The organism is Salinimicrobium oceani (assembly GCF_012037645.1).
In genome coordinates this window covers 130,100-142,640 of sequence record NZ_JAAVJR010000007.1, presented here as the reverse complement: position 1 = coordinate 142,640, position 12,541 = coordinate 130,100, and the positions used below count along the sequence as shown (strand labels likewise).

The window sequence follows — 12,541 nt, the reverse complement described above, 5'->3', positions numbered from 1 at the left end:
TCTACCTGGGATACTACTGCCAATTTAAAGCCTAAGTTGTAATCCTTCTGTGTCCGTTTAACTGCTTTGTTTGTTATTGATTTCATAAATAAGTCGATTTGTTGTCAACTTATTTCAGGACGGGTCAATATTTAAAGAAAAGCCTTCCCTTGGGAAGGCTTTTTTTATGCAGTGGTACCTCAAGAAAGATGTTTTTTGACGTGATATAGTGAAAGAGACAATGCTTTAAAGTCGTGTCCTTAGTTGCTCTAGATTTCCGTGGGATGAATAGGGAATATTTCTTGAGGGATGAATTTAATCATAGGAGCGTTTTACTTCTCTTAGAAAGTTTTGCTGTTCCGGAGCTCCTTTATTGATCGGTTTTACTAAAAATAAGTCGCTCCGCGGGTTCTTAAACTCTATTTTGCTGTATGCTGAACCTTCGAATTTTTACTGAATTTCTATTTCGACCGTAATTATGTTGCTGCTTTAGAAAGGAAAATCCTTGCTCTCTCTTGTACTCCAAAATAGCGACCATCTTGAGTTGGTGCGATTTTCACCTGACCTTGAGTGACGGAAACAGCCCTATTAGACACCTGATCGGCCGACCTTTTTTGTCATAATGGATTTAAAGTAATTAAAACCATCAGCCAGTTAGAAAAGTAAGGAGCTAGGAATGGCACATAAAAAAGCCCCACGAGGTGAGGCTTCAAAAATGATATTTTAAGGAGGTATTCTTGATCAATCTCTATTCAGAATTAAGCTATCACCTGTTTCCAGATTCCATTGATCGGATAGTCCGCCATTGATCTCCAATACATATTGTGCTGGCAGGTTGGAAGGAATGGTCTCGAGACTTTCAGGCTGTGCATTTTTAGAGATGCTCACGATCTTGCGCTGGGCGTTCAGGAATATAAGGTCAAGAGGAATGTGGGTATTTTTCATATAGAAGCCACGTGGTTCTTCCTGCTCAAATATGAAAAGCATGCCCTGATCCTGGTCCATGGCTTGCCTGTACATTAGGCCAGTTTCCCGCTCGTAATCATTGTCGGCAATTTCTAATTTCAGATGCTGAATAGTATCACCGGAGGTTTTAGTAAGGTAGGCTTCTGCTTCCTGTTTAAAGGCAACCGGGGCTGCTACCACAGTTTTCTTAGGAACGTCGTTTTGCTTGCAGGCTGAGAAAAGAAGTATTACCAGCAAGAGGCTCAAAAAGGTGTTTTTTCTGCTCATTTCACTCTGGTTTTTGTGGAAGGCCTGAACATGAAATAAAAACCAGCCAGGATAAATGGAATACTCAGCCACTGCCCAGTGTTAAGTACCCAGTTTATTCTTTCTCCTACCTGTGGTTCCTTTACGAACTCAACAAAGAATCTTACAGACCATAGGAGCACAAGAAAGAGTCCGAAGATATAGCCGAGTTTTTCTCTTTTCAAGGTCTTCCAGTAGGTGAACCACAGTATGGCAAAGACTACAATGTAACAGGCGGATTCGTACAACTGAGCAGGATGTCTCGCGAAATCCTCTCCCAATTTTGTGAAAACTACGCCAAAGTCACTGTTGGTAGGTTTTCCAATGATCTCGGAGTTCATGAAGTTCCCAATTCTCACAAAGATTCCGCCGCAGGCCACTGGAATTACTATTCTGTCAAGGATCCATAGTACCGGTTTTTGCAGTACCTTTTTCGAATAGAGGTACATGGCGGTAATGATCCCTATAGCTGCTCCATGGCTTGCGAGGCCACGAAAGCCTGTGAATTCAAACTCAGGTTCGAAACGCACAGGTAGAAATATTTCAAGCAGGTGATTTTGAAAGTAATCCCAGTCATAAAATATAACATGTCCTAATCTCGCTCCAATAAGCGTCGCCAAAACCGTGTATATGAACAGGGAATCAAGTTTCTCCAGGGAAATTCCCTCTCTTTGGAAAATACTTTTCATGAGATACCAGCCTATGGTGAAGGCAATGACAAACATGAGGCTGTAATAATGTATAACGAAAAATCCCAGATCAATTCCTTCGGAAGGATTCCAGTAGATCTTATTGAAAAGCATGAAGTGAATTTAAGGTTGGTAGGTAAAGATACATATTTGTTGACTTTAAGGAATTATTTTTCCTTCGGAAGTTTTTCGGGAACAGGATCATAACCTTTGCCGCCCCAGGGGTTACAGCTAAGAATACGCTTTATGGAGAGCCAGCTTCCTTTTAAAGGGCCATGTGCTCTAAGGGCTTCTATGGTATACTGGGAACAGGTTGGAGTATAGCGGCAGGTAGCCGGGGTGAAGGGGGAAATAAAGCGTTGATAAAATCTTACCAATGCGATAAGCGGATATGTTAGCCACTTTTTCACACACTTCCTTTTTAGTTATTCAATTGAAAAGCTGGTGCCTTCCTTTCCATCTTTTAACTGAATGCCCATAGCCTCCAGTTCATCCCTGATTTTATCACTTGTAGCAAAGTCTTTATTAGCTCTTGCTTCTGCTCTTAATTTAATGAGAAGTTCTATTGCCCCCGACAATTTATTTCCGAAATCATTAGCTGTAGCTTCGGTGGTGTCCACAAGGCCCAGCACATCAAAAATAAAGTCGGCCATGGTTTTTTTGAGCAGATCGAGATCTTCGTTTGTGATCTTTGCTTTTCCGTCCTTGATGATGTTGATCTGCTTTACAGCTTCAAAAAGCTGTGCAATAAGAATAGGGCTGTTAAAATCATCATTCATGGCATCATAGCATTTTTGACGCCATTCAGCTACTTGAAAATCTGAACCTCCTCCCGTATCAAGGGTATCGAGCAGGTGATAGGCATCCATAAGTCGTTGAAAGCCTTTTTCGCTCGCCAGCAAAGCATCGTTTGAAAAATCCAGAATGCTCCTGTAGTTAGCCTGCAGCATGAAAAAACGGGCGACTGTGGGAGGGAATCCTTTTTCAAGATTCGGATTATCACCTGTAAAGATTTCATTCGGCAAAATATTATTTCCCGTGCTTTTTGCCATTTTCTTCCCGTTAAGGGTAAGCATATTGGCATGCATCCAATAATTCACCGGACTTTTTCCTGTAGCTGCTTCGCCTTGAGCTATCTCACATTCGTGGTGAGGGAATTTCAAATCCATTCCACCTCCGTGAATATCAAATTCTTCTCCCAGATACTTTGAACTCATTACAGTACATTCAAGGTGCCAGCCAGGAAAACCATCACTCCAGGGAGAGGGCCACCGCATAATGTGTTGTGGTTCTGCCTTTTTCCACAAGGCAAAATCCTGCTGATTTTTTTTATCACTCTGGGCTGCAAGTTCCCGGGTGTTTGGGATCATGTCCTCCAGTTTTCGGCCACTAAGTTTGCCGTAGTCATGGGTTTCGTTAAACTTGAGTACATCAAAATATACAGATCCATTGGCTTCGTAAGCGTAGCCTTTGTCAATGATCTCTTTAATGATCTCGATCTGTTCAACAATATGACCAGTAGCAGTTGGCTCAATGCTTGGGGGCAGGTTGTTGAATTTTTGAAGGATGTTGTGAAAATCCACCGTGTAGCGTTGCACAACTTCCATAGGTTCGATCTGCTCCAGGCGTGCTTTCTTGGCAATGCGATCTTCACCAGAATCTGCATCGTTTTCAAGATGGCCCGCGTCGGTAATGTTCCGAACGTAACGCACTTTATAGCCCAGGTGCTTTAGATACCTGAAAACAAGATCGAAAGAAATAAAGGTGCGGCAGTTTCCAAGGTGGACGTTACTGTAAACGGTGGGACCGCAAACATACATCCCTACTGCGCCTTCATTTATGGGTTTAAAAACTTCCTTTTCTCCCGATATTGAATTGTAGATCTTAAGTTCCTGCTGCTTGTATAGTGCCATAAAGTTGTAAAGGAATTAAAATTCTGTTTCCAGGTTGATATAATCCAGAAAATCTCGTCTTGCTTCAGGATCTTTGAACCTTCCACCGTACTCACTTGTAACCGTACTGCTTTCGATGTCTCTAATTCCCCTGCTATTCACGCACAAATGTTTGGCGTCAATAACACATGCAACATCTTCAGTTCCCAGAACTTCCTGTAGCTCCTTAACGATCTGCATCGTAAGCCTTTCCTGAACCTGAGGTCGTTTAGCATAGTAATCAACTATTCTGTTCATTTTGGATAAGCCGACAACAGTACCATTAGAGATGTAGCCCACATGGGCCTTCCCTACGATAGGAAGTAAGTGGTGTTCACAGGTGGAGTAGAGGGTAATGTTCTTTTCCACAAGCATTTCCCCATACTTATATTTATTCTGAAAAGTTGAAGCCTTAGGTTTTCCTTCTGGGTGTAAACCTCCAAAGATCTCGTTCACAAACATTTTGGCAACCCGCTTTGGCGTTCCCTTGAGGCTGTCATCTGTAAGATCAAGCCCCAGGGTTTCAAGAATGCTTTTTACATCCTTTTGAATACTTTCAATCTTTTCTTGGTCACTTATATCAAAAGCATCTTTGCGCATTGGAGTGTCTGTGTTGGGACTCACAAAAGCATCTCCCATCTCGTCAATGGCTTCGTCAAAATTGTCTTTTTTCATATCAGGTAATAAAGAAGGGTCTAAAACACTCATTAATTAAGCTTGCAAAGATACATATTTTGAGCCTTTTTTGGTAATATGTAGTGCTAAGTTGAAGCGCCCTTTATTTATATAAAAAAACAGCCCGAAGGCTGTTTAACTTTTTATCTCAGTTTTCTGCTATAGACCAAAACTAATGGAAAGCAGGACGTCTGAATTTCTCTTCTGAATATTCATGGTATCTGTAAGTCCGGTTTGGTAAAGCTGCGGATTCAATTCTCTCTCATAACCATTATAGGCAAGATCGATCTTGATGTTTCCGAAGTTATAGCCCAATCCTGCAGAATAACCTGTAAGATCACCTACAGTAGATTCGTTGCGATAGGGACTTTCTTCGAACCTGTAGCCTCCACGAAGACTCCATCCCTGAATGCGATATTCGCCGCCAAGTCTAAAGACCGAAGCGCCTTTTAATTCTTCTGAAATTATATTGTTCTGGGTAATAAAAGCGGGTTCGTCCTTTGGCTTGAACTGGGTTGTTGAATAATCCTTGTAGGAGTAATCAAAACTTAAAAGCGCACTTGCACCAAAAAGATAAGCCAGACTTCCAGTGTATTTTGCCGGTGTCTGCAACTTATAATCCGGATATATATTCACAACATTTGGATTCACTACAGCAATGTCTGACTCTATAAATTGAGAGGTCTCTTCTGAAATAGTGTACCAGGTTGGAGATTCAAAGGCCGCTCCTATTCTTAGGTTCTCACCTGCTCGCGCGAGAGCTCCTAGCTGGAAACTGAATCCACTACCAAGCGTTGTAAGACGGTCCTCGAAATAAACAAACTCATTACTTGCATTGAAGTTTCCTTCATCTAAAGACGTTAGCCTTTCATAATTAAGAAAATGTGTATTCAGATTGAGCCCCAGATATAGAAAATCCTGGTATTGAGAAGCAAAATTGAAAGAGAATTTCCCATTCAAGCCGGTAGCACTGTAAAAGTACTTTTGGTCATAGCTTCCGGGAGTTAGGGCAGAACTATACGAGTTAAGATCATAATATCCAGGATCACTTTCAGGAATATTATTAGGATTGTTCACCTGAATTACACCACCTTGTAAGCCTAAAAATGCTTGCTGAGCTCCAAATCCTAGTCCGGGTGTTTCTCCCAGGTAAGAATAAAGGTCGGCTTGACTTTCTCCCTGTACAGGAACAAGATAATCCAAAGCTATACCCTGGGCATAAGAAAGGAAATATTCAGAAATTGATCGGGAGTTGGTACCATTAGCAAGGTAATCATCCTCAAAAGTTGCTGTCTTTGTGTAGTTGAAAGCAAGAGCAAATTTCTTCCAATCTGCGTTGTCATCATTACTATTGAAGACAAAAACAGCTCCTCCTTGTCCCAGGTCAAAATTACCGTGGGAGTTGGATCCAAAACCATTTTTAAAACTCACCTCATTCTCGGTATTTTCAAAGTTGAGGGTAAAAGTGGCTGAGCTACTTAAAAAAACAGCAGACCCTGCTGGATTGACATCCAGAGAAGAAAGATCTCCTCCCAGCGCTCCGAAAGCTCCGCTCATTGCTCGATACCTTGCAGTACCATTAAGATCTGTAGATGAATATCGTACAGCATCTGTAATATTTTGAGCCTCCACAGTCATACCAAGTATGGCTGTGAAGGCAAAAATTAATTTTTTCATGTAAGGCTGTTTGTTAAACATTTAGTTTCCTCTGCCACCACGACTGGATCTGGTAGATGAACCTGAACTGCTGGATCCTGAAGATCTTGTATTTGATGATGAAGATCTATAGGTGCTGTTATTGCTGCTGCTTGAGCGCGTGGTTCGGGCTTGAGTGGAAGGATTTCTTTGTGGTGTAGTTCTTCTCACTGTAGGAACTTCACTGCGTTGAGTAGAGGTCCTGTAGCTGTCACTGGATCTTCTCTCAGGAACAGATGATCTTACGCGCGCAGTACGGGTTTGATATGTTCTGGCGTCGGTTCGGCTTGTTCCTGCGGCACGAACATTTCGTGTATTTGAATAGCTCTGGATCCTTGAAACACGATCCTCGTTGGTTCTTCTGTACCTTGCATCTGCAGTATAGGTGTTTCTTCTTGAAGCGCTGTATGCTACATCATACCTGTGTGATGGAAAGTAAGGATTAGAATAATAAGGAGAATATCTGTGGTTGTAATAACCTCCCCATCCATAATTCCAGCCTATATTCCAACCCCATGAGTGGTAGGCGAAAGGATAACCATATCCGTAGTAAGGATAGCCATAACCATAGCCGTAACCAAAACGCGGATAGTATCCATATCGGTAATGAGGGGCCCAAAATGGGTCGTAGAACCCGGCATAATGAGGGTAACCCAAACCGTATATATAAGGATCGTAGTGGTTATAAACATTTATGGAAATCTCATCGGGATCAGATCCCCAAGCAGCACGTCCGGGTTCATAGGCAAGGCCTTCTTCCCCAAACATGTTCTCTTCATACTGCCCGGAAGAATAGCTTTCTATGTCTGTAAAAATGGCTCCTTCTTCAGGTACAGATGCAAACTGCTCGGCTTTTTCTCCAAACAGGTTCTTGTAATATAAGGCGTCTTCATAAGATTCCTCGTAATCATTAGCAGTGTAGGCCTCGCCTGAACTTGGCGAAGAATATATTCCGTCATTGTCATATCCGGCGTACTGATAAGAACTACAGGAAGCCAATAAAAACAGAGCTCCCAATGCATATACCGGGCCTCTAAGTTTAAATAGCTTGTAGTAAAGATTCATGGCGTCGATTTTATTATTGAACAAAGATAAAAATAGTTAGTTTTGCGTTAACTAAAATTCATTAATAAGGTGCAAGTTTTGTGCCAAAAGACTGGAGATGGCAAAGAACCTAACTACGCGTAAGGAGGATTATTCTAAATGGTATAACGAACTGGTTGTGAAGGCAGACCTGGCAGAGAATTCTGCCGTTAGAGGTTGTATGGTGATCAAACCTTATGGATATGCGATCTGGGAGAAAATGCAGGCGCAACTGGACAAAATGTTTAAGGAAACAGGACACCAAAATGCATATTTTCCCCTTTTTGTTCCAAAAAGTCTTTTTGAAGCTGAAGAAAAAAATGCTGAAGGCTTTGCCAAGGAATGTGCAATTGTAACTCATTACAGGCTTAAAAACGATCCTGATAATAAGGGGAAGCTAATTGTAGATCCTGAAGCAAAATTAGAGGAAGAACTGGTGGTAAGGCCAACTTCTGAAGCTATAATCTGGAATACCTATAAAGGTTGGATACAATCCTACCGTGACCTGCCTATCCTGGTGAACCAGTGGGCAAATGTGGTAAGGTGGGAGATGCGTACGAGATTATTTCTGCGCACAGCCGAATTTCTTTGGCAGGAAGGGCATACTGCGCACGCTACTAAAGCGGAAGCCCTTGCCGAGACCGAACAAATGAATGATATCTATGCCGAGTTTGCCGAGAATTTCATGGCAATGCCGGTAATAAAAGGAAGAAAAACAGAAAGTGAACGTTTTGCAGGTGCAGAGGAGACCTATTGTATTGAGGCGATGATGCAGGATGGGAAAGCACTTCAGGCAGGGACATCACATTTTCTAGGTCAGAATTTCGCAAAGGCCTTTGATGTTAAATTCGCTACTAAAGAGGGAAGTCTTGACCATGTTTGGGCTACTTCCTGGGGAGTATCAACAAGATTGATGGGGGCCTTGATCATGACGCACAGTGATGATAATGGTCTCGTATTGCCTCCAAATCTGGCTCCAATACAAGTTGTGATCGTACCTATTTATAAAGGAGAAGAGCAGCTGGAACAGATCTCTGTTGTAGCTAATGAGCTTGCAAAGGAGTTGAGAGGGCAGGGAATCTCGGTAAAATATGACGACCGGGATACTCAGAAACCGGGATGGAAATTCGCTCAATATGAGCTGCAGGGAGTGCCGGTGAGAATAGCTATAGGTCCAAAGGATCTTGAAAAAGGATCTGTGGAGCTGGCAAGGCGTGATACCCTTAGTAAAGAATTTGTGGCGCAGAAAGATGTTGTGGAGAAAGTAAAAGGACTAATGATCGAAATTCAGGAGAATCTTCATCAAAAGGCACTTACATTTAGAAATGAGTATATCACGCCTGTAAATGATTTTGAATCGTTTAAAGAGGTGTTGAAAAGCAAGGGCGGCTTTATCTCTGCACATTGGGACGGTACCGCTGAAACAGAAAATAAGATCAAGGAGCTTACAAAGGCTACTATTAGGTTGATTCCCTTTGATAGTGAGAAAGAAGAAGGAACCTGTGTTTACACAGGAAAACCTTCTGCGGGCAGGGTGTTGTTTGCAAAGGCGTATTAAAATTTCAAAAAAATTTATTCTACATTTGCGCCATTCAAAAATAGTTGTATTTTTGCATCCGCATTTGAAAATAAATGGTCCGTTCGTCTAGGGGTTAGGACGCCAGGTTTTCATCCTGGTAACAGGGGTTCGATTCCCCTACGGACTACAAAGATTTACGAGTCGCGTAAGTCAACTTTGAAATAATAATTTGGTCCGTTCGTCTAGGGGTTAGGACGCCAGGTTTTCATCCTGGTAACAGGGGTTCGATTCCCCTACGGACTACAAGAAGAAATAATTTAATATTAGTGTAATGGCAAATCATAAGTCAGCGTTGAAGAGAATACGTAGCAATGAGACAAAACGTCTTAGAAATCGCTACCAGCATAAAACTACCAGAAACGCTATCAAGAAGTTGAAGGATGCAGAAAAGCAGGAAGCAGAGACTTTATTTCCTACCGTAATTTCTATGATCGACAAATTAGCGAAGAAAAACATTATTCACGATAATAAAGCGTCTAACTTGAAATCTCAGTTAGCTAAGCACGTAGCTGCGCTTTAATTAAGATAGTGTTCAATTTATAGGAAAATGCCTCTTGTGAAGACGAGAGGCATTTTTTCGTTCTAAATTTAAAGTAAGGAACTCGCAGTGAAAGCTGCGGATTTTTGGGTTTTAGCCACCCCGTCCGCTACCGGGGAAACCCCTCCTTGAAATAAGGAGGGGAGCTTTTGGTCTGTTTAACCACCTCTTTGAGGTGGTCGTCCGCAAGCGTACGCTGAGCGACTTTTTCAGGATAAGCAACATGAATCACAAATAGCTCCCCTCTTCGTGGAGTTGTGCGCAGCGGGCGCAAGAGGAAGTTCTCGTTCTTTCGATTCTTCTTTAGAACCTCTTTTAGCTCCCCTCCTCATTGAGGAGGGGTGTCCGCTATAGGCGGACGGGGTGGAGCTCGTTCTCCAGATTCTTCTTTAGAACCCCCTTTTAGCTCTCCTCCTCATTGAGGAGGGGTGTCCGCCGCCGGCGGACGGGGAGGTGCTCTCTTCCGCAATTTTTCTGATGAACCCTATAACAAAAAAAATCCGGAGCACCAAAGGTGTCCGGATTTTTGTCATTTTTGAGGGGTAAGAACTTATCCGTTCATGGAGATAAGAAACTCCTCATTATTTTTAGTTTGCTTGATCCTGTCGTTGATGAATTCCATAGCTTCCACAGGGTTCATGTCTGCAAGATATTTGCGCATTACCCACATTCTTTGAAGCGTATTTTCATCGAGTAAGATATCATCTCTACGCGTACTGGAAGATGTAAGATCGATAGCTGGGAAAATTCTCCTGTTCGCGATCTTTCTGTCTAACTGCAGCTCCATGTTACCTGTACCTTTGAATTCTTCAAAGATCACTTCGTCCATTTTCGATCCAGTTTCGGTAAGGGCGGTAGCAATGATAGATAAAGATCCGCCGCCTTCAATATTCCTCGCCGCTCCAAAGAATCTCTTTGGTTTGTGAAGTGCATTTGCATCCACACCACCTGAAAGTACTTTTCCGCTGGCAGGTTGTACTGTATTATATGCTCTGGCCAAACGCGTAATGGAATCGAGCAGGATCACTACATCGTGTCCGCATTCCACCATTCTTTTCGCCTTTTCAAGAACTATATTTGCTACTCTAACATGCTCATGAGCTTCTTTGTCAAAAGTAGAAGCGATCACTTCTCCTTTTACATTTCGCTGCATGTCTGTAACCTCTTCAGGACGTTCGTCAATAAGAAGGATGATCTGGTAAACTTCAGGATGATTGGCTGCTATTGCGTTGGCAATATCCTTCAGAAGCATTGTTTTTCCTGTTTTAGGTTGGGAAACGATCATACCTCTTTGTCCTTTTCCAATTGGAGAGAACATATCAATTACCCTCGTGGAAACAGTGCTTTGTCTTTCGGCAATGTTGAATTTTTCCTGAGGGAAAAGCGGAGTAAGGTGTTCGAAGGAAACCCTGTCTCTTACTACCTGTGGGTCCAGCCCGTTAATCTTATTGATCTTGATAAGAGGAAAATATTTTTCTCCTTCTTTTGGAGGCCTCACCTGCCCAAGAACGGTATCTCCGGTCTTTAGTCCGAAAAGACGAATTTGGGATTGCGAAACATAAATATCATCGGGAGAGGAGAGGTACATATAGTCTGATGACCTGAGGAAGCCGTAACCGTCCTGCATAATATCAAGAACGCCTTCGCTTTCAATAATGGCATCAAATTCATAATCTGGCTCCTTGTAACGGTTTCGGTTATCCCGGTTTCCGCTATCACGACTACTGTTGTCGCGGTTACCATTGTCCCTGTTTCCGTTATCGCGGTTGGAATTATCCCTGTTGCCGTTATTGTCGCGGTTCCCGGAATCCCTGTTATCTCTGTTATCTCTGTTATCTCTGTTGTCCCTGTTATTATCGCGATTTCCCTGGTTGCGGTTATCGCGGGTATCTTTGGAACGAGATTCTTTTCTATTATCTTTTTGCTGATTTTTCGAAGAAGAGTCTTTAGAAGCCTGAGATCTATTGGAATCGTCTCTTTTATTTTTCTGCTCGTTCCTCTTATCTCTGGACTCTTTATCTTCTGAAGGCTTTTCCTTCTTCTCGGCTGCTGGAGCATCTGGCTTCCCTTCTGCTTCCTTACGCTGGTCTGGCTGAGATTTTGGAGAATTATCTCTTTCTCTTCGCGGTCGTTCCTTGCGCTGTTTCTTTTCGGAATTTTGATCTTCCTTAGGTTGTGCTTTCACATCCTCATCGGTCAAGGCCTCCTGAACTTTTTGCGGATTTGCAGCCTGATAATCAAGGATTTGATATACCAAATCTAGCTTCTTCTGAGTGCGGTACTTAGGCACTCGTAGCGTTTTGGCTATTTCCTGAAGTTCAGGCAGCTTTTTAGCCTTTAATTCTGAAATTTCAAACATGAATGTTTTTAAATAAAATTGGTCTTTGGTTTAATTAACCTTCTCGAGGAAGAATCGAAAAAATTTTTGGAGTCTAAGTAACCCTTGTTGAATTGGTTACGAATTGATACTGCAATTATACGATATTATTTTAATATTTTAAATATGGTTTCTAAAAAGAATCTTTTATTTTTGTGCCACTATTAAAGGGAAATGCTACAAAGAATACAGACGATTTACCTATTAATTGCGGCCATTTTCAGTGCCGGATTTGTCTTTATCTTTAAGCTGTGGAATGACCAGGCTGGAAATCCAGTCTTTGTAGAAGAAGTACTGTCTGCACTAGGTCTTACCCTGCTATCTGCATTGATCTCTTTAATAACGATCTTTTTGTTTAGGAATAGAAAGCTTCAGTTTGTACTGGGGCGTATCAATATCTTATTAAACTTAATTTTACTAGGATTATTTGTCTATTGGTCCCTAACTATATCTGGAGAAACTTCGGTTTCAGAGAAAGGTATTGGGATGCTGACTCCTGTATTTTCTATCGTTTTTTTAGTGCTGGCCAATAAGGCTATAAAAAAGGATGAAGATCTTGTAAAATCTGTGGACCGACTGCGATAAACCTTTCATCTTAGTAGTATTAGTGCGTAAAAACCCGGAGTGAAAGCTTCGGGTTTTTTAGTTGAAAAGGTTCCAAAAATGGCATTTTTGACAGGTAATGTGTGGCTGCTTTTTATGGTCCAACACCGCAAATTCCTAATTTCTAAGCACCAATCACCA

The 12,541-nt window shown here is 41.9% G+C and carries 11 protein-coding genes and 2 tRNA genes; 5 read left to right on the top strand and 8 right to left on the bottom strand.

What is annotated here, in order from left to right:
- Positions 1-720: 720 nt before the first annotated feature.
- The 7 genes from HC175_RS12735 to HC175_RS12705 form a co-directional block, all read right to left on the bottom strand.
- Positions 721-1,212 (bottom strand): DUF192 domain-containing protein, encoded by a 492-nt coding sequence (locus HC175_RS12735; RefSeq protein WP_168138882.1) that lies wholly within the window; start codon positions 1,210-1,212, stop codon positions 721-723.
- The gene (lgt, locus tag HC175_RS12730; RefSeq protein WP_168138881.1) at positions 1,209-2,033 is read right to left on the bottom strand and encodes a prolipoprotein diacylglyceryl transferase; all 825 of its coding nucleotides are present in this window, start codon (positions 2,031-2,033) and stop codon (positions 1,209-1,211) included. The genes HC175_RS12735 and lgt overlap by 4 nt, the downstream gene beginning before the upstream one ends.
- A gap of 53 nt (positions 2,034-2,086) precedes the next feature.
- Complete coding sequence (yidD, locus tag HC175_RS12725; protein ID WP_168138880.1) at positions 2,087-2,329, bottom strand: membrane protein insertion efficiency factor YidD; 243 nt, start codon at positions 2,327-2,329, stop codon at positions 2,087-2,089.
- A 15-nt stretch (positions 2,330-2,344) separates the two neighbouring features.
- Entirely contained in the window at positions 2,345-3,832 is a 1,488-nt protein-coding gene (gene cysS, locus HC175_RS12720; RefSeq protein ID WP_168138879.1) for a cysteine--tRNA ligase, read from the bottom strand.
- 15 nt (positions 3,833-3,847) lie between these two features.
- The gene (folE, locus tag HC175_RS12715; protein WP_168138878.1) at positions 3,848-4,525 is read right to left on the bottom strand and encodes a GTP cyclohydrolase I FolE; all 678 of its coding nucleotides are present in this window, start codon (positions 4,523-4,525) and stop codon (positions 3,848-3,850) included.
- A gap of 159 nt (positions 4,526-4,684) precedes the next feature.
- Complete coding sequence (locus tag HC175_RS12710; protein WP_168138877.1) at positions 4,685-6,202, bottom strand: OmpP1/FadL family transporter; 1,518 nt, start codon at positions 6,200-6,202, stop codon at positions 4,685-4,687.
- A gap of 21 nt (positions 6,203-6,223) precedes the next feature.
- Positions 6,224-7,309, bottom strand: coding sequence for a hypothetical protein (locus HC175_RS12705; protein ID WP_168138876.1), 1,086 nt, complete (start codon positions 7,307-7,309; stop codon positions 6,224-6,226).
- Positions 7,310-7,382: 73 nt separating this feature from the next.
- Between HC175_RS12705 and proS the strand changes: the two genes are divergently transcribed.
- The 4 genes from proS to rpsT all read left to right on the top strand — a co-directional run bounded on the left by proS (position 7,383) and on the right by rpsT (position 9,402).
- On the top strand, positions 7,383-8,861 hold the full coding sequence (gene proS, locus HC175_RS12700) for a proline--tRNA ligase (RefSeq protein WP_168138875.1): 1,479 nt from the start codon (positions 7,383-7,385) through the stop codon (positions 8,859-8,861).
- 76 nt (positions 8,862-8,937) lie between these two features.
- Positions 8,938-9,009 (top strand) — tRNA-Glu (locus HC175_RS12695).
- A gap of 44 nt (positions 9,010-9,053) precedes the next feature.
- Positions 9,054-9,125, top strand: a tRNA-Glu gene (locus HC175_RS12690).
- A 28-nt stretch (positions 9,126-9,153) separates the two neighbouring features.
- Positions 9,154-9,402 (top strand): 30S ribosomal protein S20, encoded by a 249-nt coding sequence (gene rpsT, locus HC175_RS12685; RefSeq protein ID WP_168138874.1) that lies wholly within the window; start codon positions 9,154-9,156, stop codon positions 9,400-9,402.
- Positions 9,403-9,970: 568 nt separating this feature from the next.
- On the opposite strand, the gene rho is transcribed toward rpsT, so the two are convergent.
- A complete protein-coding gene (gene rho, locus HC175_RS12680) occupies positions 9,971-11,779 on the bottom strand; it encodes a transcription termination factor Rho (RefSeq protein ID WP_168138873.1) in 1,809 nt (602 codons plus the stop codon).
- 192 nt (positions 11,780-11,971) lie between these two features.
- Between rho and HC175_RS12675 the strand changes: the two genes are divergently transcribed.
- Entirely contained in the window at positions 11,972-12,382 is a 411-nt protein-coding gene (locus HC175_RS12675) for a DUF4293 domain-containing protein (protein WP_168138872.1), read from the top strand.
- Positions 12,383-12,541: the final 159 nt, after the last annotated feature.

Bases quoted from the DNA above. Each gene is read 5' to 3' on its own strand.
- HC175_RS12735 (WP_168138882.1), bottom strand. From the start codon at position 1,212: ATGAGCAGAAAAAACACCTTTTTGAGCCTCTTGCTGGTAATACTTCTT.
- lgt (WP_168138881.1), bottom strand. From the start codon at position 2,033: ATGCTTTTCAATAAGATCTACTGGAATCCTTCCGAAGGAATTGATCTG.
- cysS (WP_168138879.1), bottom strand. From the start codon at position 3,832: ATGGCACTATACAAGCAGCAGGAACTTAAGATCTACAATTCAATATCG.
- folE (WP_168138878.1), bottom strand. From the start codon at position 4,525: ATGAAAAAAGACAATTTTGACGAAGCCATTGACGAGATGGGAGATGCT.
- HC175_RS12710 (WP_168138877.1), bottom strand. From the start codon at position 6,202: ATGAAAAAATTAATTTTTGCCTTCACAGCCATACTTGGTATGACTGTG.
- proS (WP_168138875.1), top strand. From the start codon at position 7,383: ATGGCAAAGAACCTAACTACGCGTAAGGAGGATTATTCTAAATGGTAT.
- rpsT (WP_168138874.1), top strand. From the start codon at position 9,154: ATGGCAAATCATAAGTCAGCGTTGAAGAGAATACGTAGCAATGAGACA.
- rho (WP_168138873.1), bottom strand. From the start codon at position 11,779: ATGTTTGAAATTTCAGAATTAAAGGCTAAAAAGCTGCCTGAACTTCAG.
- HC175_RS12675 (WP_168138872.1), top strand. From the start codon at position 11,972: ATGCTACAAAGAATACAGACGATTTACCTATTAATTGCGGCCATTTTC.